Origin of the sequence: Shinella yambaruensis (assembly GCF_050859155.1) — a bacterium.
Classification (GTDB): Bacteria; Pseudomonadota; Alphaproteobacteria; order Rhizobiales; family Rhizobiaceae; genus Shinella; species Shinella yambaruensis.
This window is the reverse complement of the sequence record NZ_CP150638.1, coordinates 1992028-2008183: the sequence shown is the minus strand read 5'-3', so window position 1 is coordinate 2008183 and position 16156 is coordinate 1992028. Positions and strand designations below refer to the sequence as shown.

22 protein-coding genes, 1 tRNA gene and 1 pseudogene are annotated in these 16156 nt (G+C 59.6%); 8 read left to right on the top strand and 16 right to left on the bottom strand.

All coding sequences use genetic code 11. The annotated features are described in order from the left end of the window. Positions 1-86: 86 nt before the first annotated feature. Positions 87-794, top strand: a complete 708-nt coding sequence (locus tag WMC41_RS10010) for a FadR/GntR family transcriptional regulator (protein ID WP_432348321.1) — start codon at positions 87-89, stop codon at positions 792-794. 39 nt (positions 795-833) lie between these two features. Here the strand turns inward: WMC41_RS10010 and ybaL are convergent, their stop codons facing one another. From ybaL to WMC41_RS09985, 5 genes are all read right to left on the bottom strand, one after another. After that, positions 834-2618, bottom strand: coding sequence for a YbaL family putative K(+) efflux transporter (ybaL, locus tag WMC41_RS10005; RefSeq protein ID WP_432347932.1), 1785 nt, complete (start codon positions 2616-2618; stop codon positions 834-836). A gap of 79 nt (positions 2619-2697) precedes the next feature. After that, positions 2698-3045: a hypothetical protein gene (locus tag WMC41_RS10000; protein ID WP_244765365.1), complete on the bottom strand. Its 348-nt coding sequence runs from the start codon at positions 3043-3045 to the stop codon at positions 2698-2700. Positions 3046-3070: 25 nt separating this feature from the next. Beyond that, on the bottom strand, positions 3071-3334 hold the full coding sequence (locus WMC41_RS09995; protein ID WP_244765366.1) for a hypothetical protein: 264 nt from the start codon (positions 3332-3334) through the stop codon (positions 3071-3073). Between the two features lie 82 nt (positions 3335-3416). Continuing rightward, a complete protein-coding gene (locus WMC41_RS09990) occupies positions 3417-3941 on the bottom strand; it encodes a DUF992 domain-containing protein (protein WP_244765367.1) in 525 nt (174 codons plus the stop codon). Between the two features lie 190 nt (positions 3942-4131). Next, on the bottom strand, positions 4132-4344 hold the full coding sequence (locus tag WMC41_RS09985; protein WP_244765368.1) for a hypothetical protein: 213 nt from the start codon (positions 4342-4344) through the stop codon (positions 4132-4134). Between the two features lie 392 nt (positions 4345-4736). Between WMC41_RS09985 and WMC41_RS09980 the strand changes: the two genes are divergently transcribed. Next, positions 4737-4826, top strand: a tRNA-Ser gene (locus WMC41_RS09980). 178 nt (positions 4827-5004) lie between these two features. Further along, entirely contained in the window at positions 5005-6243 is a 1239-nt protein-coding gene (locus tag WMC41_RS09975; RefSeq protein ID WP_432347929.1) for a tyrosine-type recombinase/integrase, read from the top strand. A 93-nt stretch (positions 6244-6336) separates the two neighbouring features. Here WMC41_RS09975 and WMC41_RS09970 read toward each other — a convergent pair whose 3' ends face one another. Next, positions 6337-6525, bottom strand: coding sequence for a DUF2934 domain-containing protein (locus tag WMC41_RS09970; RefSeq protein ID WP_432347927.1), 189 nt, complete (start codon positions 6523-6525; stop codon positions 6337-6339). Between the two features lie 190 nt (positions 6526-6715). Here WMC41_RS09970 and WMC41_RS09965 point away from each other — a divergent pair, with 190 nt between their 5' ends. Next, the gene (locus WMC41_RS09965; protein ID WP_432347925.1) at positions 6716-6901 is read left to right on the top strand and encodes a hypothetical protein; all 186 of its coding nucleotides are present in this window, start codon (positions 6716-6718) and stop codon (positions 6899-6901) included. 49 nt (positions 6902-6950) lie between these two features. On the opposite strand, the gene WMC41_RS09960 is transcribed toward WMC41_RS09965, so the two are convergent. The 3 genes from WMC41_RS09960 to WMC41_RS09950 form a co-directional block, all read right to left on the bottom strand. Continuing rightward, positions 6951-7154 carry a CsbD family protein gene (locus WMC41_RS09960; protein ID WP_244769569.1) on the bottom strand — a complete coding sequence of 68 codons (204 nt, stop codon included), beginning with the start codon at positions 7152-7154 and terminating at the stop codon, positions 6951-6953. Positions 7155-7348: 194 nt separating this feature from the next. Further along, positions 7349-7825 carry a helix-turn-helix transcriptional regulator gene (locus WMC41_RS09955; protein ID WP_432347924.1) on the bottom strand — a complete coding sequence of 159 codons (477 nt, stop codon included), beginning with the start codon at positions 7823-7825 and terminating at the stop codon, positions 7349-7351. Next, complete coding sequence (locus WMC41_RS09950; protein WP_432347922.1) at positions 7822-8049, bottom strand: transcriptional regulator; 228 nt, start codon at positions 8047-8049, stop codon at positions 7822-7824. Before WMC41_RS09950 ends, WMC41_RS09955 begins: the two co-directional genes overlap by 4 nt. A gap of 110 nt (positions 8050-8159) precedes the next feature. On the opposite strand from WMC41_RS09950, the gene WMC41_RS09945 reads away from it, so the two are divergent. Beyond that, positions 8160-8474 (top strand): hypothetical protein, encoded by a 315-nt coding sequence (locus WMC41_RS09945; RefSeq protein ID WP_432347920.1) that lies wholly within the window; start codon positions 8160-8162, stop codon positions 8472-8474. Beyond that, positions 8471-8647 (top strand): hypothetical protein, encoded by a 177-nt coding sequence (locus tag WMC41_RS09940; protein WP_432347918.1) that lies wholly within the window; start codon positions 8471-8473, stop codon positions 8645-8647. The genes WMC41_RS09945 and WMC41_RS09940 overlap by 4 nt, the downstream gene beginning before the upstream one ends. Before the next feature lie 446 nt (positions 8648-9093). On the opposite strand, the pseudogene WMC41_RS09935 reads toward WMC41_RS09940, so the two are convergent. Beyond that, positions 9094-10200, bottom strand: a pseudogene (locus WMC41_RS09935) (IS3 family transposase). A 47-nt stretch (positions 10201-10247) separates the two neighbouring features. After that, positions 10248-11308, bottom strand: a protein-coding gene (locus WMC41_RS09930) for an IS630 family transposase (RefSeq protein WP_432347912.1) whose coding sequence is annotated in 2 segments (ribosomal slippage) — positions 10248-10816 and positions 10816-11308 — 1062 coding nt in all. Because the reading frame shifts where the segments join, the coding sequence is not laid out codon by codon here. Positions 11309-11522: 214 nt separating this feature from the next. On the opposite strand from WMC41_RS09930, the gene WMC41_RS09925 reads away from it, so the two are divergent. Beyond that, positions 11523-11708 carry a hypothetical protein gene (locus WMC41_RS09925; protein WP_432347916.1) on the top strand — a complete coding sequence of 62 codons (186 nt, stop codon included), beginning with the start codon at positions 11523-11525 and terminating at the stop codon, positions 11706-11708. 63 nt (positions 11709-11771) lie between these two features. On the opposite strand, the gene WMC41_RS09920 is transcribed toward WMC41_RS09925, so the two are convergent. The 5 genes from WMC41_RS09920 to WMC41_RS09900 all read right to left on the bottom strand — a co-directional run bounded on the left by WMC41_RS09920 (position 11772) and on the right by WMC41_RS09900 (position 15711). Further along, on the bottom strand, positions 11772-12407 hold the full coding sequence (locus WMC41_RS09920; RefSeq protein WP_432347914.1) for a hypothetical protein: 636 nt from the start codon (positions 12405-12407) through the stop codon (positions 11772-11774). A gap of 13 nt (positions 12408-12420) precedes the next feature. Next, complete coding sequence (locus WMC41_RS09915; protein ID WP_432347913.1) at positions 12421-12897, bottom strand: GNAT family N-acetyltransferase; 477 nt, start codon at positions 12895-12897, stop codon at positions 12421-12423. A gap of 172 nt (positions 12898-13069) precedes the next feature. After that, positions 13070-14130 (bottom strand): IS630 family transposase gene (locus tag WMC41_RS09910; protein WP_432347912.1). Its coding sequence is split into 2 segments (ribosomal slippage): positions 13070-13638 and positions 13638-14130, totalling 1062 coding nucleotides; the frame shifts between segments, so codons are not numbered across the junction. 213 nt (positions 14131-14343) lie between these two features. Continuing rightward, on the bottom strand, positions 14344-14883 hold the full coding sequence (locus WMC41_RS09905; protein ID WP_432347910.1) for a hypothetical protein: 540 nt from the start codon (positions 14881-14883) through the stop codon (positions 14344-14346). A gap of 660 nt (positions 14884-15543) precedes the next feature. Next, a complete protein-coding gene (locus WMC41_RS09900) occupies positions 15544-15711 on the bottom strand; it encodes a hypothetical protein (RefSeq protein WP_432347909.1) in 168 nt (55 codons plus the stop codon). Positions 15712-15782: 71 nt separating this feature from the next. Here WMC41_RS09900 and WMC41_RS09895 point away from each other — a divergent pair, with 71 nt between their 5' ends. Next, positions 15783-16151 carry a hypothetical protein gene (locus WMC41_RS09895; protein ID WP_432347907.1) on the top strand — a complete coding sequence of 123 codons (369 nt, stop codon included), beginning with the start codon at positions 15783-15785 and terminating at the stop codon, positions 16149-16151. Positions 16152-16156 lie beyond the last annotated feature (5 nt).

Below are 16156 nucleotides of genomic sequence, written 5' to 3'. Positions count from 1 at the left end.
GGATGGCTTTGGACCAGAATGGGTGGTCCTTGGCGGAGGAGGGGACGTCGTTGCGCAGGGGTTTGCTTGAAACCGTCATCAGCGGGATGAACACGCGTACCAGCCACGCGCAGGTCGTCAACGAGTTGGGAAGGGCGATCATCGCGGGCGAGTATCCCGTCGGCGCCACCTTGCCGGGCGATGCCGAGCTTGCCGCCCGCTTCAAGGTCTCCCGCACGGTGCTGCGCGAGGCGATGAAGACGCTCGCCGCCAAGGGCCTCGTCGTGCCGCGCGCGCGCATCGGCACGCGCGTGACGCCGAACATCCAGTGGAACCTCTTCGACAGCGATATCCTCACCTGGTACTTCGCCGTCGGCGTCAACGAGGATTTCCTGCTGCACCTGTCCGAAGTGCGCCTTGCCTTCGAGCCGCAGGCGGCGGCGCTGGCGGCGCGCCATGCGACGGAGGCCGATATCAGCCAGATGATGCGCCTTGCCGTCGCCATGGGCGATCCGGAGCACACGGCGGAGACGCTGGCCATGGCCGACCTGAAGTTCCATCTCTCCGTGCTCGAGGCCTCGCGCAATCCTTTCCTGCGCACGCTGGGCAGCCTCATCGAGGCGGGCCTCGTGGGCGCCTTCAAGCTCTCGTCCCCGGCCGCCGACCGCGGCAAGATCGGCGATGTCTCGACGAGCCACATCCGCATCGTCGAGGAGATCGACAAGCGGGACGAGGACGGCGCGCGCCGGGCGATGGAGAACGTCATCAAGGTCGGGCGCGAGCGCGTCGTGCAGGCGCTGCGCGAGGGGAAATAGCGCCGTTCCAGCGGGTTGCTTCGTGAAGGCGTGCGCCCGTCAGATCGGCGATGGCGCGGCGAGGTTGAGCTCGCCTTGCGCGCCGTCCTCGTCCGGCGCCTTGCGCGCCTCCCCGGCGAGCAGCCGGTCGGCCATGGCCGCGGCGACCTCCTCCTTGGCGATGACGATGTGGTTGGCGCCGAACTGGCGAAGGTGCTCGGCCTCGGCCTCGGACGTCGCGCGCGCCACGATGCGGATCGCGCCATTGGCCGAGCGCGCCTGCTCGATCAGCGTGCCGGCCGCAAAGGCATCCGGTATGGCCGTCACGAACCAGCGCGCGCCGGTGATGTTGGCCTGCGCCAGCACGCCGCGCCCGCCCGCCGGTTCGCCGATCGCCTCGGCGCCGCTTTCCCGCAGGGCGGCGGCCACCCCGGCCCGCTCCTCGATGACCAGCACCGGCATGCCGGCGGCGCGCAGCCGCTCGACGATGCGTCTGCCGACCCGGCCGTAGCCGACGACGATCGCATGGTCGTTGAGTGTCGTCGGCTCCGGCCCGTCCTCGGCGGGGTCCTCCGGTTGGGGCGCCGCATCGGGGCTGCCCTCCGGTTCCTGTGTTTCTGCGGCATCGAGCTTGGCGCCGTAATGATCGACCGCCATGAAGAGCAGCGGATTGACCAGGATCGAGAACAGCGCGCCCGCCACGACGAGATCCTGCGCCACCGCCGGCAGGAGATCGAGGCCGACCCCGAGCACGACGAGGATGAAGGAGAATTCGCCGATCTGCGCGAGGCTTGCGGCAATGGCCAGCGCGATGGTGCGCGGATAGCCGAAGGCCTTGACGATGAGATAGGCGGCGGCCGACTTGATGAAGACGATGGTGACGAAGGTCGCGAGGATCGCCAGCGGCCGCTCGATCAGGTTGACCGGGTTGAACAGCATGCCGACGGAGACGAAGAAGAGCACCGCGAAGGCATCGCGCAGCGGCAGCGTCTCGCGCGCCGCCTGCTGGCTGAGCTGCGATTCGGCCAGCACCATGCCGGCAAAGAAGGCGCCGAGCGCGAAGGAGACGCCGAACAGCTTGGCCGAGCCGTAGGCGACGCCGAGCGCGATGGCGAGCACGGACAGGCGGAACAGCTCGCGCGAGCCCGTATGCGCCACGTAGTGCAGGATCATCGGAATGACCTTGCGGCCGACGACGAGCATCAGCGCGATGAAGGCCGAGACCTTGAGCGCCGTCATGCCCACCGCGGTCCAGACCGCGCCGATGCCGAGCGCCCGCGTCAGGTCCGGGTCGACATCGGCGGTCTGCGCCGTGCCGCCCAGCACGCCGGCGAGCGGCGGCAGCAGCACGAGGGTGAGCACCATCACGAGGTCCTCGACGATCAGCCAGCCGACCGCGATCCGGCCCCTTTCCGTCTCCACCATGCGGCGCTCCTGCAGGGCGCGCAGCAGCACCACGGTGCTGGCGACGGAGAGCGACAGGCCAAAGACGAAGCCGCTGCCGGCAGACCACCCCATGGCCAGCGCGACCAGCAGGCCGAACACGGTCGCAACGGCGATCTGGCCGATGGCGCCCGGTATGGCGATCGCCCGCACCGACAGGAGGTCCTTCAGCGAGAAATGCAGGCCTACGCCGAACATCAGCAGGATGACGCCGATTTCCGCCAGTTCGTTCGCCAGCTTCTGGTCGGCGACGAATCCCGGGGTGAAGGGGCCGATGAACACGCCGGCGAGGAGATAACCGGCGATCGGCGGCAGACGGAAACGATGTGCGACCAGGCCCGCCAGGAAGGCGAGGGAGATACCGGCAACGAGGGTTGCGATCAGCGGCGTCGCATGGGGCAAGCGCGTCCATCCTTAATCCATGGGAATTCAAGAGGATAGGGTAGGGCCGCCGGCCCCGTCGCGCAAGGCGGGAAAACCGTCAATCGTCGTTGCTGGCGTTCAGTTCTTCCGGCCGCTTGCCCTCGTCCGCCGCGCGGGTGGCAAGCTGGGCCGCCCCCATCGACTGGTAGAGGTTGAACAGGGCCTCGCTCGCGCGGGCGGCGAGGCGGAACCATTCGTCATTGCCGGCGATGGCGGGGTGATGGAGAAGCTGGTCGTCGACGAGGTCGAGCACGATGGATGCGGTATGCACCGCCTCATGGAAGCCGAAGGAGCCGGACGAATAATGCGACAGCAGTTCTGCCGGCGTCATGGCGCGCTCCTGCGCCAGGATGTCGAGCTGCCTCAGCCGTTCGTCTTCCAGTTCGATATCGGTGCTTTCCAGCATTGTCGTCTCCATGGCCTGCGTCACCTCAGAAATACTCGATTCGCGTGTAGCGGTGGATGAGGAGGAGCGAGCGATCCGGCTGGATGCGGTAGGTCTCCACCACGGGGCGGCCATACCGGTCGATGAACGTGTGTTCGAACGTGCTGCCGATCGGCGCCTTGGTGAGTTTCGTGCGCGGCTGGCCGCCATAGGTGATGCTGCCGGGAATGGGTTCGACGGCCCGCGGCGTGCCGGTCGTGCAGGCGGCAAGGAAGAGCGCGGCGAAAGAGGCGAGGGCAATGCGGATCATGAAAGACTCCTCCCGTGCAATTCTAGCAGAAGGCCGGAACGGGGCAAAAGAAAAGGGCGGCCGAAGCCGCCCGTTTCCTGGATCAGCCTTGCGGCGTGAGGGTCACTGACGTGCCGGTGGCTGCAAGGTTCAGGCCGATCTGGCCGCTAACGCTGACCGTCTGCAGGTGGATCGAGCCGGAGGTGCCGCCGACGAGCACATTGGTGCCGACGCCGAAGCCGAGCGTCGCCTCCGCCGTCGCGCCCTGGTAGAGGCCGCCGAGCGAGCCCTGATGGTAGCCGGCCGTCGGTGCGAAGACCGCCCAGACGATGCGGCCCTGCGTGGTGAAGCCGACATCGACGCCCATCTTGCGGATGACGCCGCTATAGGCATCCTGCTCGCCGCGCGTGGAGGAGAAGACGCAATCGACGCTCTTGGCCGAGCCGAGCACATAGCCGACGCCGCCGCCGACATCGCAGGTCAGCATGCCGATCTTCACGCCATCGCGATCGCCGCGCTCGACATAGGCCGGCGCCTCCTCGCGGATAACCATGTCTGCCGCGCCAGCGGTTGTTGCAAAAGCCTGCGCAAGGCCCAGCGCAAGGACAGTTCCAAGCTTCTTGTTCATCTGTGCACTCCTTCTAACTGGCACGATAATGGCGAATCCGGTGCATTGGTTCCCGGCCGCAGGCCATCTCATGGAGAAGATCGTGGCGGAGTGTGGGCAGGTAACGGTTTGATAACACATTGCGCCGGCCGGCCCGCACGGTGTGTGCCGGGCGCGGCTTTTCGATCACAGCAGGAGGCATGCAGGCGCCCTATACGCGATTGATCGTCGGCAGGTGGGTGATCACCTCGTCGCGGCGCCTTTCGTCCAGCGGGGCGATATGTTCGTTCCAGAACGCTTCGGCTGCCGGCGTATCGTGTGTCCACTGACGCGTGCCGACGAGGTTGTCGTCGATCTTCGCGCGCCGGCCGCCGCCGAGGCGCATATATTCGGCTGCCAGCCTTGCGGTGGGTGTCTGTTCCATGGCCAGTCTCCTCTGGTGTCGGAACGAAACCTCTCCCGCCGGGTATTGTTCCGGCAACAAAAAAGGCCGGGGCGAAAACGCACCGACCTTCCTCATCATCACCCTTTTCACCAGTGCCAGTACATCCGTGGTCAAAGGCATCAGGTGATGGCGGCAATTGCGAGCGGCAGAAGCTTTCCAGCGCTCATCAGCAATGCCGATGAGGGGTATATAGGCAGGCATTGTGTTCAAAACAAGGTGCCGTGACGAAGTCTTTTTCCGACCGCATGCTCGCACGTTGACGATGCGTCCAAAGCTGCTAAAAAGCCGGCATCGCCTGCAGGGGTGGCGAACCGGCCGAAAACCGGCTTTCGCAGCTTTTCCGACACCGGAGGGGCATCGCCGTTTCAGATGGAAGAGTGTCCGAGTGGTTTAAGGAACCGGTCTTGAAAACCGGCGTAGGCGAGAGTCTACCGTGGGTTCGAATCCCACCTCTTCCGCCAATTTCCTTACCTCGCTTTACCGAAAACTACCGTAATATATTGAGATGATTGGATAAAACCTTTCTGTCGTTGGCTGGCTTTGCCGTCCTTTGCCGCCGGTTGTCACGCTATACCCCGCTGGAAACGGGGTATGATCCGGGGTATCCTTTTCAGGAAACGGGGTATTTAGGGTATCGCCATGCTGACCGACCTGAAGGTGCGAAATGAGAAGCCCAGGGAAAAGCCATTCAAGATCGCCGACGGCGGCGGGCTGCATCTCTTCGTCTCTCCATCTGGCGGCAAGCTCTGGCGCTTCAAATATTCCTTCGGCGGCAAGGAGAAGCTGCTGTCTATTGGACCTTATCCCACAGTTTCGCTGCTCAATGCCCGGAAGGCTCGCGACGAAGCGAAGGAAATGCTTCGGCAGCACAAGGATCCGAGCCTCACGAAGAAACTGCGAAAGCAAGTCGCCACCGACACGGCCACCACGCTCGAGGCGATCACGCGCGAATGGTTTGATCTCAACAAGCCGCAGTGGGTTGCGCGGCACGCCGACGACGTCATAACCAGTTTGGAAAAGGAGATCTTCCCAGTCCTCGGCGAGGTTCAAATTCGTGACGTCACCGCCGCCGACGTCATAGCGTCTTTGCGACCGATTGAGGGTAGGGGCGCCAAGGACACCGCACGGCGCATCAGACAAAGGTTGAGCGCCGTGTTCGTGTACGCCATTGCCACGGGGAGGGCGGACGGCGATCCTGCCGCAACAGTCCAAAAGGCGATGGCTCCAATAAAGCGAGGACGTCAGCCCGCCATTACGGACCTGAGCGAGGCAAAAGACATGCTGGCAAAGGTCGACGCGGAGACAGCGCACCCCGTCACCAAACTAGCGCTGCGGATTCTCGCCCTCACGGCTGTGCGTCCCGGCACGCTTGCGACCACACCCTGGATGGAGTGGGCAGATGTGGAGACCAACCCGCTTTGGCAGATTCCGGCCGAAAGAATGAAGCTCCGCCTTCACCACAAGGACGATGAGGCGAGGGACCATATCGTCCCGCTATCCCGGCAGGCCATCGACGCGATCGCCGCCCTGCGGCAGTTATCCGGCCGTGGCGTGTTTGCCTTCCCGAACGCTCGACACTCGCATAAGCCAATGTCTGAGAACGCCATGGGGTATTTGCTCAAACGGGCGGGGTATCATGGACATCACGTTCCGCACGGATTCCGATCGACGTTCTCGTCCGTCATGAACGAGCGCTTCCCATCCGACCGGGCCGTGATTGACCTTATGCTGGCGCACGTCCCGAAGGAGAAGGTCGAGGGAGCCTATAACCGCGCGCTGCATCTCGAGCGCCGCAAGGAGCTCGCGCAGGAATGGGCGGACTTGATCGGTGCTGATCTGGTGCCGGCGGCGGATTTGCTTCTTGGGAAGAGGCGGTAGGCGAGGCACGCCTGGGGTGCCGTCTCGCCCTTCTCCGCAGCAGCTTTCCCCGAATATGATCGACCTGCTTACGCGGAGCAGGGCACTTCGCCTTCAATGCCTCGGATTAACCGAGGCGGCCAAGCTAACCACATCCCGACTCGCCGCTTCGGCTTCTTCCTCCTCCTGGATCTCACGCTCCGCCTGAAGCCAATGGCCTAGCGATCTGCCGTCCAGCGAGCCTTCACGCTGCCATAGCTCAAAGGCCCTCGCCTTGATCCGTCTTTCGCGTTCGTCCTGCATTGTCAGCCCAGCCCAAAGAACGACAGGACAGCGATAACGACCACGACCAGGCCGACGAGATAAATTATGTTGTTCACGATGGCTCTCCGTTTGTGTTCGAGGCGAAACGTTTCGCCTTCAATCTTGTTCCTGTCGGCCGGAACATCACCGGGCCGCAGCCCGTTCCCTCTGCCCCACAGGAGGACGTCAAATGGCAATTGAGAATGCACCCACCGAGAAGGGCAAAGAAGGCGCCCGAGGCCTCCACAAGGCCGCACGGGCCGAAGAGCGCGCAATTGAGGCCGAGAAGGGTTCTGATCTCGCCAAGGGCGCGGAGCGCTTCGAGGAGCGCTCAAAAAGCTCTGACGGCAAGAGTGCCGGCGAAAAGCAGCGCTAAATAAGAGGGCCGCCAGACAGCGACTATCTGGCGGCCCTCTCAATGCGACTTACCAGGTCTGGCGCTTATACCAGTCGTCAACGTCCTGCGTCGCACGATCCTTTTCATAGCCGTACCGCTCCTGGATCTTGCCTTCGAGTTGGTCGCGTTTGCCGTCGATGACGTCCAGATCGTCGTCGGTAAGCTTGCCCCATTGCTCCTTGATCTTGCCCTTGATCTGCTTCCAGTTTCCTTCGACGCGGTTCCAGTCCATGTTCTTCTCCTTTTTAGGATGTTGATGGATATGAAATGCGCGAATGGAGGAATTGATCCGTCGCATGGCGGATACCAAACCGGCGGTAGCGGCTCTACGGGCATCCCGGCCTTTAGGCACGCCAACAGGGCATAAAAAAGCCACCGCCCCGTTGCTGGGCGAGCGCGGGATAATGTCGATGGGTCCTGCCTGCCTTACCGATGCATCATTTTAGCCAGTATTCGGACCGCCTCCGCGTGGCCGGCTTCTGTGATCAGAAACTGCCCATCCGGCTCCTCATTCACTAAGCCTTTGCTTACGAGCACCCTCATAGTGGCTGGTCCCACACCGGGTAGTACGTCGAGCGTTTTCAGCTCGGTGTTGTATGACATGGCAACGAGCGTCTCAGCGGCGCGCTTGTCCAAACCGTGCTTTGGGCGATCAGGGTCTTCGTTGCGTTCGTCGCGCTTCCTCCGCCATTTCTGCAGATCCGTTTCGCCGCTCACTGTCTTTGTGGATAGCCCACTGATCTCGTCAAGCTTTGCGTCGATCGCGCGTTTGTCCCATTTTCGTGTGCCGGGTATTGCTGGCGGCATTTTGTGTGACGACACCCACATTGAAAAGCATGTGGGTGTAATTCCGCAGTAGGCGGCGGCCTCAGCGCGGCCGATCAGGCGAGGCGGTTCGGTCATTCTACATTCCTCTTCCTGACGCCGCCTTCGATAAATTCAATGCCGACTGACTCGAGGGCTGTCTGGATCGCGTGGAGAGTCGTACCCGTGGCGGTCAGCAGCGGCCCATCAATTTTTTCTAACCGCTTGATCGTCTCAACGGAGACGCTCGCTTTTTCGGCCAGCGCCCGCTGATCAAGCTTGAGAATTCCGCGTGCCCCTCGCACCTGCGCGCCCGTTATCACTAAAAATACCCCTAAAGTGCAAATTTATACGCCAGAGGTGTTGACTCCTCCCGTGTATTCGATTACCCATAAAGTGTAATCAATTCCAAGGCAACAGGAGACCACCAGCAATGGCGACTACGACGCACGACTCCATCACAGACAGAAGGCTCGAACCCCGCCGGCTTCTGCCGAGAAGACCCATTGCCGACGCACACGACCTCATGCGCGACGACCCACGATATGCCTACCTCGAATGGCTGCGGATGGAAGCGCGCATCCTCCAGCTTGAACTGTTTCCGGACCTCGATCCCACCCGCGATTTCACCCCCTGCAACACCTTCGCGAAGAGCTTCCATTTCCCGACGGGCGTAGACTGGCGCAAGGTTCCGAAGCCGTCGACGCGCGCGGCGAAGGTTCTGGCGGCCGTGGGGGTGACGGCATGAGCTGGCGCGATTGGTATCCAGAAGGCTCCACAGTCTTCATCGGCCGCGACAGCTACACCGCCAAGCACAACGAGCACGGGCTCGGCGTCGATCTCTACAAGGACGACCTGCGGGTCATGACGATCGCGCCGGAATATGTGCCGATGATTGCGAGCGGTGTTAAGTATCCGTGATCTTTCCGCCAGCCGTTCCGCCGCATGTTGCTGCTGGCCTTTGCCCCAGCGCGCCCATAGGCTGCGCGGGGTCTTTATCCTCCGAGAGGAGGTGGCGCCTCGCGTGAACACGGGGCGTCGGGCGTCGCCGCGGCGCTTGAACACGTCGCCGGCGGCACCCACTGTTTCGCACACCGGGGAGCGCCCATCACCACCGTCGCCCGCACAAGACGGGGCGCTCCCATCCGGTCTTCAGCCGGCCGATCGCCATGCGTAAACCCTGGAACACCAGCCGGCCAAGCCGCTCGCCATCACTGGCGGGCAGTCTTTCTCTTGGCGGCGTCTGCGCGGACCGCCGAAAAATCGACCGACTGTTTTCAAAGGCTTGCTGCTTATCTTGTAGCAGCAAGCGCCATCCCTTTGATTTCAAACCATAACGCGTGACGTGCTCCCCTGAATGTCCGCGTTTATAAGTTAGCTCTGTTCAGGTTTTGGTCCTGTTTGGACCGGGTTGCAAACTCATAAGGGGTCAGACCGTCGAGGCTGGTATGCGGGCGGTTCAGGTTATAGTCGGTTCTCCAATCTTCGATAATCTCCCTCGCATGGCGGTAGCTGGTGAACAGGTGCTCGTTGAGGCATTCATCGCGCATTCGCCCGTTGAAGCTCTCCACGAAGCCGTTTTGCATTGGCTTACCCGGCGCGATGTAATGCCACTCTACAGCATGGTCCTGCTGCCATTTGAGGATGGCGTTCGAGGTTAGCTCCGTTATCCGAGACGATCATGCAGGGATAGCCGGTCCTGAGGGCGATCCCGTCCAACTCGCGACCGACACGCTCGCCGGACAGCGAGTTGTCGACCACGGTGGCAAGGCACTCGCGACTGAAGTCATCGAGGACACAAAGGACACGAAAGCGCCTGCCATCGACCAGCGCATCCGAGACGAAGTCCAGGCTCCAGCGCTGGTTCGGTCCCTGTGGGATTGCCATCGGCGCTCGCGTTCCCAGCGCTCTTTTGCGACCGCCGCGCTTGCGCACGGTCAGCCGCTCCTCCTTGTAAAGCCTATACAGCTTCTTCCAGTCGATCTCGACGCCTTCCCGCCTGAGCAGGATATGCAGGCGACGATAGCCGAAGCGACGCCTTTGGCTGGCCCGTTCTTTTAGCCTCGTGCGGATCGCGACATCATCGCCCCGCGTCGATCGATAGCGAAAGACGCGCGGAGCGATGTCAACAAGACCGCAAGCACGGCGCTGTGAATAACCTTTCTCCCTCATAGCCCAGTTCACGGCGTTTCTCCTTGAGCCGGGCTTCAGAAGTTTTTTCCGAGCATTTCCTTCAGCGTCGATACATCGAGCATCGCTTCGGCCAGGAGGCGCTTCAGCTTGGCATTCTCATCTTCAAGAGCCTTCAGGCGTTTGGCCTCCGGCACGTCCATGCCGCCATACTTCGAGCGCCACTTGTAGAAGGTCGCATCGCTGACCCCGTATTTGCGGCACAGCTCAACGACCGACAAACCGGCCTGGTGCTCCTTCAAAATGCCAATGATCTGCTCGTCGCTGAAACGGGATCGCTTCATTCTCTGTCTCCATCTCCGGAGAACAGACTAATACGGCCCCTCACTGATTAGAACCCATTCGCCCATTCTCTGCGCCCGATCGACATGATGCGCCATGGCTGGCTTTCGAGCTTCCGCCAAGCATCGCAGCAATGATCGACGATGTCGTCGTATGATTTGAACACGCGGTTTGATAGCCAGTTGTCGCGCATGAAATGCCAGAGGTTTTCGACCGGGTTCAGTTCCGGCGATTTCGGCGGGAGTGGCAGAATGGTGATGTTTTCGGGCACGACGAGATTGTTGGACATGTGCCAGCCTGCCTGATCCATAATGAGGATAGCGTGCGCGTCGGCATCGACGTGACGGGCGATTTCGGCCAGATGCTGGGTCATTGCGTAGGTGTCGCACCATGGCATGACTAGCGCCGCCGCCTTGCCGCGCTTCGGGCAGATTGCGCCGAAGATGTAGGCCGATCTTGTGCGCTGATCGTGCGGTGCTGAAGGCCGTGTTCCACGCCTGGCCCATCGGCGGGTGATCTTGTTCTTTTGCCCGATACGGGCCTCATCCTGAAACCAAATCTCTATGCGTTTTCCTCGGGCCGCTCCGGCAGCAATCTCTGCCACTGCGGCCGGGAAGCTTTTTTAAAATCCTCAATGGCTTGAGGGTCTTGCGCGTGATGTTTGGGTCGGACAGCCAGCTTGCGATAGCCCATGGCCCGTACTTCACGGCTCAGCGTTTGCTCGCTCACCGAAACGCGAAATTCTTCCCAAAGCCATTGCGCCAGATCGCACAGACGCCAACGAACAACGCCGTCGAGATAGGGTGTCGGCCCACGCTCGATTGCTTGCGCCAAGGCCGCACGCTGCTGATGGTTCAACCGCGATTGCGGACCCGGAGCCTTGCCATTGATCAGGCCTTGGGGACCATGTTCGTTGAACCGCATGACCCAGTCCCGGACGATTTGGAGCGTGACGCTGCCGAGGCGCGCGGCATCGGAACGCGAGCCTCCATCGTAGATCGAGGCGAGTGCCAACAGACGGCGCGCCTGAGCGGCATCCTTCGTCTGCCGCGCCAGCCGCCGCAGACCGTCTCCATCAAAATCCACCCGTAATGAAATCCCTGATCGCATCGCAGACCTCCGGTTTGCACCAGAGATTCAGATTCACCGCGTTTTGGGAAGGCCAAAGAGTCGAGGTCAGCAAGGCGGCGTATAACCTCAAACCGAGGACATTCCAGGGGAGCACGTCACGCAAAATAGCGTCACGGGGTATGCCCGAAATAGGCCTTACCCACCTCGACAACCCTGCGGCGTGGTGCGATGGTGGTGCGACTTAGAGGGAGAGATGATCGTGTCGACCATTACGGTGGGGGAACTCAGAGCAATGTTGCGGGAATACCGCGACCACGTGGAAATCACCTTTGGCGCCACGCTCAATGGCACGCCTCTCGAATTCTATCGAGTGAAATCCCGAGGCGACGACCTTGTTCAAATCGAGCTGAACGAGAGGCCTCCTGAAGATGAGGTCTAATGTTTGTAACAGAGCCGCGAGTATCACGACTCTGTTATAGGGCGTCGCCAATGCCCGAATTGCTTACGCGACTTCAAGGTTTTCCTCTGCGCGCTTGTGGTGATGAGCGATATCGATAGGATGCGAGAAGCGATTACCTTTTCCCGCCGCGAAGAAAGCGTAACTGTACATCACAACTGTGTCTCGCTTCGCATCAGTTTTGAAGGAATACGGGATCCCGTTTGGAATAAAGAACCAGTCGCCCGGTCCGAAAGTTCGGCCAGCATACTCAATCGCCCCCTTCAAAACTGTTCGAAGGCTACCGCCAGGCTCGTCCACTGTGTTTTCGGGATGAACGTGCGGCGAAACGAAGGAGTTCGGGGGGAACTCCGTCATGAACGCTCGCCATTCAACAATGTCGATGGGAAGCTGCCATTTTCTTATGCCAGTCGCAAAAGGCGCGTCGACTAAGAGGTGATCCCTGGCGAGATCCGAGCACTCGTCGAAGCATGTAACTACTTTATTCGGTTCGACACCGAATTTTCGCAATTCTGGAGAGTTGTAAGACTCACGAACCATACCGTACTTGGAAAGTTCGCTCGTCGTGTAGTCACGTCTGGAAGCATCGAATGGAAGTCCTCTATCTTCTGCTGCTCGCCTCAGCGTTTCCACTTCAACGTCTTCAAGACGAAAAACATAAGTTGGATCATCGATCTGCATGTAGGTCTCTCCTCTACTTTGACCAATTTGCAATCATGCTTCGCACCAGACCATCCTCTTCCGCGGCAGTGAAGCCAATGGCCTCTAACGCCCCGGCGATCAGATCGCTGTATGGAGTACCCAGCAGCACCGGTACTTCGACAACTCGTTTTTCCGACTTCCATTGAGGAATCATTTCATCGAAGAGGCGCTGAGCAATTCCTTTGCTCTTCCACTCTTCGTCAATAAAAATATTCTGTATTACTATTCTGTTGTTGATTTTAACGATATTGCACCAACCCACTCGGGCGTCGTCCACAAGTATAATGTAAACTTCTGTGCTCTTTATCGACTCCGGAAACTTAATTCCTTCTGCTGCCGACCATTCATCGGCAGTCGATACCTGAAATTGGGAGCGGCGCGGAAATATGTGTTGAACGATAAACGGCTGATACAAACTCCAGGCGTATTCTAAGTCAGAAGCGTCAGCCTCACGAACGATTAACTGCATCTCGTCCTCCCTAAGCTTGGGAGCTTTATTCAATATTAAGAACCGCTCAATTGCAAGTAGTTTTTTTGGCTATAACAAAACCATTCATTGATGCGATCCTGCGGGTCACGACTTTCTCAATTCAGTCCGAGATCCAGGCGCGCGGGACCAGACTAATACGGCCCCTCACTGATTAGAACCCATTCGCCCATTCTCTGCGCCCGATCGACATGATGCGCCATGGCTGGCTTTCGAGCTTCCGCCAAGCATCGCAGCAATGATCGACGATGTCGTCGTATGATTTGAACACGCGGTTTGATAGCCAGTTGTCGCGCATGAAATGCCAGAGGTTTTCGACCGGGTTCAGTTCCGGCGATTTCGGCGGGAGTGGCAGAATGGTGATGTTTTCGGGCACGACGAGATTGTTGGACATGTGCCAGCCTGCCTGATCCATAATGAGGATAGCGTGCGCGTCGGCATCGACGTGACGGGCGATTTCGGCCAGATGCTGGGTCATTGCGTAGGTGTCGCACCATGGCATGACTAGCGCCGCCGCCTTGCCGCGCTTCGGGCAGATTGCGCCGAAGATGTAGGCCGATCTTGTGCGCTGATCGTGCGGTGCTGAAGGCCGTGTTCCACGCCTGGCCCATCGGCGGGTGATCTTGTTCTTTTGCCCGATACGGGCCTCATCCTGAAACCAAATCTCTATGCGTTTTCCTCGGGCCGCTCCGGCAGCAATCTCTGCCACTGCGGCCGGGAAGCTTTTTTAAAATCCTCAATGGCTTGAGGGTCTTGCGCGTGATGTTTGGGTCGGACAGCCAGCTTGCGATAGCCCATGGCCCGTACTTCACGGCTCAGCGTTTGCTCGCTCACCGAAACGCGAAATTCTTCCCAAAGCCATTGCGCCAGATCGCACAGACGCCAACGAACAACGCCGTCGAGATAGGGTGTCGGCCCACGCTCGATTGCTTGCGCCAAGGCCGCACGCTGCTGATGGTTCAACCGCGATTGCGGACCCGGAGCCTTGCCATTGATCAGGCCTTGGGGACCATGTTCGTTGAACCGCATGACCCAGTCCCGGACGATTTGGAGCGTGACGCTGCCGAGGCGCGCGGCATCGGAACGCGAGCCTCCATCGTAGATCGAGGCGAGTGCCAACAGACGGCGCGCCTGAGCGGCATCCTTCGTCTGCCGCGCCAGCCGCCGCAGACCGTCTCCATCAAAATCCACCCGTAATGAAATCCCTGATCGCATCGCAGACCTCCGGTTTGCACCAGAGATTCAGATTCACCGCGTTTTGGGAAGGCCAAAGAGTCGAGGTCAGCAAGGCGGCGTATAAAGCCGCAGCGGCAAAGGTAGGCGGCTTCAGCGTCGCTATACTTGTCGAAATCGCTAAAGCTTACATCAGGAAGAAGGCATCGTTAATTTTCCGAATTGATATGTGGCAAGCCCATCAACGTCTTTCACTTATGATCCAATCGGAGCAAGTTCCTGACTTTTCCCGTATTTTTCGATGACGTGAATCATGCTCGCGTAGTTTTTTGCCTCAAACTTTCCAGTATACGGCGCCTTGACCTTTTTCGCGATTTTGTGAAGTGTGTCATAGTATAGTGGAATATTTTTTGATAGCGCACTCATGATATCTGGTACAAATGTATTGTCGCGCATATTTGCGGGAATTCTGTCCTGCATTATAGCGTCGGCTATAAGTCGAAGTTCGTTGAAATAATTGTCTCCCGCTTTTGAGATAGAAAAGAAATCGTCCAGGTTAAACCCATCCGATTTTTCACAATATGCTTGAAGAGCATGATGAAATTCGTTATATTTTTCAATTCGCCTCGCCGCATGCTTGTCGGCATTCTCATATTTCTTTTGATCCGAGGCAATCTTTTCGGCTTTGGAGAGGGTGAACCTCGATACAATGAATCCGAAGATGCCTCCGACAAGGAATTTTGGTCCGTCGGTGCCGATGTAGTTGAGAAAATCAGCGAGATCTCCCGAGATCATTTCTACTTCTTGCCAGCCTGCTGCAACAGCGTTTCGATTGTATCTGCCTCGGATGCAAAAGCCCTTGTTCTGTAATCCACGAACAAACGTCTCGCAGCCAGGTCGCCCGCCACTTCGCTATCACGGCCCTCGCGAAGATACGACAACGTTAGCTCGTGCCACTGCTGCACAAGACGAGGACCCGGATCAGATCCGAGACCATACTTAATCTTCAGTCGGTGGGAAATATCTGCCATTGCCGTCCCTAAGTGCGATAGTAAGTATGCCGCCGTGATACTACCATTTAGAGTTGATCGCAATGGCGTCATTGAACTCATTCTAACAATCAAGGGCAATGCTTCCGGTTTGATTCATGGCCACCGCCACCCTCAGCAGTTCGGCTTCCATGAGCGCAGACAACGGCGCCGCTCTGGTCTCCCCAGGCGCACCGATCCGCTGACCCTAGACGACATCATCGCCGGCCTTCGCCATCTGGCGGAGGAGATCAGAGCGCAGGCACGGCCGGCCAGCACTGACCGCTAGCGCTCGCCGATCCGGCGCCCCCCTCCGGGTCGGGTCCCTTTCCAGCCAAAAAACAGCCGATGCGGGTCGAAACTCCCGGCGGGCGGCCACCCACAGGCTCAAAAAGCTCGGCAACGTTGCCCTGCAAAAGCCTGCGTTTCAGGGTGTTTGCGGGGTTGCCGTGATGTTGCCGGCGGCAGCCGTAGGGCGGGCGGGCTCTTGCTCGTCGGACGCGTTGTCGTCGCCGACGTCGTCCTGCGCGTAGGGCGGCCCGAAGTCGATCGGCGTGCCGTCTATGTCGAGAATCCAGACGAGGTTCTGTAGCATGATGATGTCCTTGATGTGTGTGTGAGGGGTTAAAAGCGGACGGCTAGATGCCTGCGCGCCGAGAGACCCGGTTGAGCGATAGGGCGCTCGCCGAGGCTTTTTGCGGCAACAAGTCTCAGTGCGCTCGCGTAGGTGCGATTGAATTTGACTCTGCCGACACCGCTGCCATTCTGGCCTCACTCAATGAGAAGGAGGATGAGGTCGTGCTAGTGCTACGCGTAGGCAGCCAAGAGACACGTCAAACCGCAGACTTGCCGTTGAAGGGGATTATCGATATCGAGGCGAAGCTTGCAGCCGGAGAATTCACACTCCCTGGTGGCGAAGCGGCATGCAGCGCCGCCCTGCTCTTCAAGGGAAAGATTATTGAAACGTTCGGATACTTCTCAAATGAAGCCGAACAGGAGGCGACCATGGTCGCCTCCCAATCATCGCGCGAGTAAACCCG

What these genes read in the sequence shown, in the direction of transcription:
- WMC41_RS09955 (WP_432347924.1), bottom strand. Translation starts at nt 7,825, where the DNA reads ATGACCGAACCGCCTCGCCTGATCGGCCGCGCTGAGGCCGCCGCCTAC.
- WMC41_RS09915 (WP_432347913.1), bottom strand. Translation starts at nt 12,897, where the DNA reads ATGCAGTTAATCGTTCGTGAGGCTGACGCTTCTGACTTAGAATACGCC.
- WMC41_RS09900 (WP_432347909.1), bottom strand. Translation starts at nt 15,711, where the DNA reads ATGCTACAGAACCTCGTCTGGATTCTCGACATAGACGGCACGCCGATC.
- WMC41_RS10010 (WP_432348321.1), top strand. Translation starts at nt 87, where the DNA reads ATGAACACGCGTACCAGCCACGCGCAGGTCGTCAACGAGTTGGGAAGG.
- WMC41_RS09945 (WP_432347920.1), top strand. Translation starts at nt 8,160, where the DNA reads ATGGCGACTACGACGCACGACTCCATCACAGACAGAAGGCTCGAACCC.
- WMC41_RS09970 (WP_432347927.1), bottom strand. Translation starts at nt 6,525, where the DNA reads ATGCAGGACGAACGCGAAAGACGGATCAAGGCGAGGGCCTTTGAGCTA.
- WMC41_RS09925 (WP_432347916.1), top strand. Translation starts at nt 11,523, where the DNA reads ATGATCGTGTCGACCATTACGGTGGGGGAACTCAGAGCAATGTTGCGG.
- WMC41_RS09985 (WP_244765368.1), bottom strand. Translation starts at nt 4,344, where the DNA reads ATGGAACAGACACCCACCGCAAGGCTGGCAGCCGAATATATGCGCCTC.
- WMC41_RS09975 (WP_432347929.1), top strand. Translation starts at nt 5,005, where the DNA reads ATGCTGACCGACCTGAAGGTGCGAAATGAGAAGCCCAGGGAAAAGCCA.
- WMC41_RS09920 (WP_432347914.1), bottom strand. Translation starts at nt 12,407, where the DNA reads ATGCAGATCGATGATCCAACTTATGTTTTTCGTCTTGAAGACGTTGAA.
- WMC41_RS09995 (WP_244765366.1), bottom strand. Translation starts at nt 3,334, where the DNA reads ATGATCCGCATTGCCCTCGCCTCTTTCGCCGCGCTCTTCCTTGCCGCC.
- WMC41_RS09940 (WP_432347918.1), top strand. Translation starts at nt 8,471, where the DNA reads ATGAGCTGGCGCGATTGGTATCCAGAAGGCTCCACAGTCTTCATCGGC.
- WMC41_RS10000 (WP_244765365.1), bottom strand. Translation starts at nt 3,045, where the DNA reads ATGCTGGAAAGCACCGATATCGAACTGGAAGACGAACGGCTGAGGCAG.
- WMC41_RS09960 (WP_244769569.1), bottom strand. Translation starts at nt 7,154, where the DNA reads ATGGACTGGAACCGCGTCGAAGGAAACTGGAAGCAGATCAAGGGCAAG.
- WMC41_RS09990 (WP_244765367.1), bottom strand. Translation starts at nt 3,941, where the DNA reads ATGAACAAGAAGCTTGGAACTGTCCTTGCGCTGGGCCTTGCGCAGGCT.
- WMC41_RS09965 (WP_432347925.1), top strand. Translation starts at nt 6,716, where the DNA reads ATGGCAATTGAGAATGCACCCACCGAGAAGGGCAAAGAAGGCGCCCGA.
- WMC41_RS09905 (WP_432347910.1), bottom strand. Translation starts at nt 14,883, where the DNA reads ATGATCTCGGGAGATCTCGCTGATTTTCTCAACTACATCGGCACCGAC.